At 70.8% G+C, this 3,964-nt stretch carries 3 protein-coding genes; 2 read left to right on the forward strand and 1 reads right to left on the reverse strand.

Annotated elements, in window-relative coordinates; translation table 11 throughout:
• On the reverse strand, positions 1–1,027 hold a 1,027-nt coding region (locus tag AC08OP_RS22250), incomplete at its 3' end, for a UDP-glucuronic acid decarboxylase family protein (protein ID WP_476615956.1).
• 383 nt (positions 1,028–1,410) lie between these two features.
• Between AC08OP_RS22250 and AC08OP_RS22255 the strand changes: the two genes are divergently transcribed.
• Positions 1,411–2,616: a glycosyltransferase family 4 protein gene (locus AC08OP_RS22255; RefSeq protein WP_476615957.1), complete on the forward strand. Its 1,206-nt coding sequence runs from the start codon at positions 1,411–1,413 to the stop codon at positions 2,614–2,616.
• A gap of 31 nt (positions 2,617–2,647) precedes the next feature.
• Positions 2,648–3,964: lipopolysaccharide biosynthesis protein (locus AC08OP_RS22260; protein WP_476615958.1), on the forward strand; the 1,317-nt coding region annotated here is incomplete at its 3' end.

A 3,964-nucleotide genomic window follows, 5' to 3' on the forward strand; every position in this document is an offset into this window, starting at 1 on the left:
CCCGCACGGTGAACCCGTCGCGGTCACCGCCAAGCACGTCCGAGCCCGCCGGTGGCTCCTGACAGGGCACCACCCACGGGGACCGCGGCCGCTCGACACGTCCGTGGAACCAGGCCACGGTGCGGGCAAGCCCGTCCCGTACGTCCACCAAGGGTCGCCACCCGAGCGCCTCCCGCGCCAGCGTGATGTCGGGGCAGCGCACGGTGGGATCGTCCTTCGGCCGCGGAACGAAGGTGATCGGGACGTCAGCCCCGCACACCTCCACGACGAGCCGCGCCGCATCAATGATCGTCATCTCCTGGGGGCTGCCGAGATTCACCGGACCAGGAAGGTCGCTGTCCAGCATGCGCACGACCCCCTCCACCAGATCGTCGACGTAGCACAGCGACCGAGTCTGGCGACCCTCGCCCGCAACGGTGACGGCCTGGCCACGCAGGGCCTGCGCAATGAAGGTCGGGATGGCGCGCCCGTCGTCGGCGCGCATCCTCGGCCCATAGGTGTTGAAGATCCGGATGATCCCGGTGGACGTGCCGTGGGTGGCGCGGTGGGCGGTGGTCAACGCCTCAGCGAAGCGCTTGGCCTCGTCGTACATGCTCCTCGGACCGATCGGATTGACGTGGCCCCAGTACTCCTCCGGCTGGGGGTGGACCCGGGGGTCGCCATAGACCTCCGAGGTGGAGGCCAAGAGGAACCGGGCGTTCTTGCGATATGCCAGATCCAGCAGGTTCGCGGTACCCGACGCACCGACCGACAGGGTCTCCAAGGGCAGGGCCCGATAGTCCACCGGGGACGCGGGGGAGGCGAAGTTCAGCACGGCGTCGACCGGACCAGTGACGTCGATCGGCTCGGTCACGTCCCGCCGCAGCAAGCGGAACCCGCCATGCCTCCGAAGATGGTCGATGTTGTCCGGCCGGCCGGTGAGGAAGTTGTCGACGCAGATCACCTCGGCGCCCCGAGCCAGCAGGCGGTCACAGAGATGGCTTCCAAGGAAGCCGGCCCCGCCGGCGACGACGACCCGCCTGGTCACTCCAACCACCACCCGTGAGTAAGGAAAGCCGGGCCATGGGCGTCACGTTCCGCTATCGGTCGACAACGACACCGCGCGCCCCTCAGACAGTCCTCCTTCTATCACTGACAGTGATAGAAGGAGGACTACCACGGCGGGGAACCCGCGTGTCGACGCCGCAACCGCCACCCACCGCCACCCGGGCCCTACCGGTTCCCGGCACCCCGGCACCCGCGACCCGCGACCCGCGACCCGCGACACGCATCTACAGACAGTTGCTCGATTAATACTTTGAGTGACAGAGTCGGATCGATTCGTACTGGCGCACGGCCCACCCGGTCCGATCAGCGGTCATTGCGAGGAGGAACAGCCGGCTCATGACCTCCGTCCACAGGTCGACGACGGTGGCAGTCGTCGTATCGCACGCGATTCAGCATTTCGCGCCGCTGTACCGGGCGTTGACCGAACACGAGGTGGATCTTCGGGTGCTCTTCCTGTCCCGATCGGGCCTGGAACGCTACTTCGACGCGGATTTCGGCCTCGACGTGCAGTGGAAATCGGACATCGTCACCGGTTATCACCACGAGTTCATCGCGGACCTGCCGCTGCGCCCGGGCTGGCGGCAGCCCGACGCCACCCGGCAGATGGTTACCCGGACCTGGGCGGCCCTGGACCGGCTGCGCCCCGCATGCGTGCTCGTCTACGGATACCGGTACGCCCATTCCCTCGCGGCGCTCGCCTGGTGCCGGCGACGGGGCGTACCCGCCCTCATGATCAGTGACAGCGAACTCCTCGGCCAGCGAACCCCCGCCGTCCGCGCCGTCAAACGGCTCACGCTGCCCCACCTGATGCGTTCAGTGAGTGCATTCCTCACGATCGGCGACAACAACGAGGCGTACCTGGCCCACTATGGAGTCCCCGCCACCCGCATGTTCCGCACGCCGTATCCCACCGATGAGACGGTGCTGCGGGCCGTACTAGCTCATCGGGAGAAGCATCGAACGGCGATTCGCGCCGAGCTGGGTATCGCCCCGGACGCCCTTGTCGCCCTGTTCGCCGGAAAGATGATCTCTCGGAAGCGCCCCCTCGACATCGCGGACGCGCTGCGCGTCCTCACCCGCGCCCCCCGGGGTCCGGTCGACCGGGAAATCATCGTGATCATGGCTGGGGACGGAGTGTTGCGCGCCGCTCTCGACGCGGTGGCCGCCGAGCTCGGCGGCGCGTTGCGGATGGTCGGATTCGCCGACCAGGAACGGCTCCCCCGCCTGTACGCGGCCAGCGACCTCTACCTGCACCCCGCCGAGCGGGACCCGCACCCGCTGGCGGTCAAGGAGGCGGTGCTCTGCGGCCTGCCGGTGGTGGTCAGCGACCGGGTGGGCTCCACCGGCCCGACCGACGATGTCCGTCCCGGCCGCAACGGCCGGGTTCACCCGGTCGGCGATGTGGACGCGCTCGCACGGATCCTCGGGGAGCTGCGCGCGCGCCCCGACGTCCTGGCCAGGATGGCCCAGGAGTCGGAGAAAGTGATCGGCGACATCGAGCTCGCCGCGTCAGTGGACGGCTTCCTGCGCGCCGTTGCCCATGTGCGCGACACCGCTCGGCGCGGATGACCAGAGCCGTCAGCCGAATCGCCGGGCCGTCATGACCGGCCCGCTCGCGAGCCGGCTTCCCCGCTCCACCGTCGCCGTACTCGCCGGCAACGCGGGCACGCTGGTCGTCGGGACCGCGACCGGCGTCCTGGCCGCCCGCACCCTGGGGCCAGTGGCCCGCGGCGAGTTCGTCGCGCTGCAGACCTGGGCGGGCATGCTCGCGATGGTGTTCGCCCTGGGTGTCTCCCAGACACTGGTCACCGATGACGGTGAGGACCGCGCGCTGCTCGGCCCGCTGCTCACCCAGACCGTCGCGTCGGCGCTGCTCGCCGCGGTGCTGTTCACCGTGGTGCCGGCGCTGATCACTGTGGGCCCGGGCCGTTCGGGCGGCGCGGGAGCCGGGCGGGGACCCGCCTGGGACACCGTCGCCGTGCTGGGCGCGACCTGCTTCACCGCCGCGGCCGTGGCCGCCTCCAACGCCGCCGGGCTCGCGCAGCGCCGCGGTCGGATGACCGGCGAGTTCCAGCTCGTCCGGCTGCTACCGGCGGCGGCGACACTGGCCGCGTTCGCCGCGCTCGCCGGCAGCGGAGTCCGCGATCCAGGATCGTGGATGCTGGCCCTCGGCGTGACGGCCCTGCTACCCCCACTCGGGTACCACGTGGCAGTGCTCGGCGGCCTTCCCGCGCTCGCGCGGCCGGGACGCCTGCTGCCCCGGCGCCGTTTCATGCGGTCCGCCCTGGGGGCCTACGGCACCGTCGTCGGGGCTCAGCTCATCTACAAGCTGGACATGCTGCTCGTCGCCACCTTCCTGGCCGCCGAGCAGGTGGCCTTCTACGCCGTCGCCGTCGCCCTCGCCGGCGCCTGCACGACCGTCTGCCAGGCAACCGGCATGGTGATGTTCAGCCGGCTCCGTACCCTGGTCGATCCCCGGCAGCGGGCCCGGGTGGTGCGCCGCGCGGTCATCGCCACCGTCGCCCTCGCCGCCGCAGTGGCGGGTGCGATCACCCTCGTCACGCCGACGGCCATCCGCATCGTCTACGGCACGCGGTTCGCCCCCGCCGCCCCGGCCGCCCAGGTCCTCGTGCTGGCGACCATCCCGCAGTCCGTCGATTACCTGCTCACCCATGTACTGCTCGGGTTCCGTGCCGCCCGCACGGTGCTTGCCATCCAGGTCCCGGTCGCGCTGTCGACCGTGCTCGGGCTCGCGGCGGCGCTGCACGACGGCCGCTTGCCGATCGTGGCCGCGGTGTCGGGGATCACCTACACCGCCTCGGCCGTGTTGCTGCACCTGGCCAGTACCCGCCTGCTCGCCCGCGCGGCAGGCGCCTCACCCAGCAGCGCCCCCCCGGACGGCACCTCACCCAACAGC

The organism is Frankia sp. CeRuru1 (assembly GCF_977966315.1).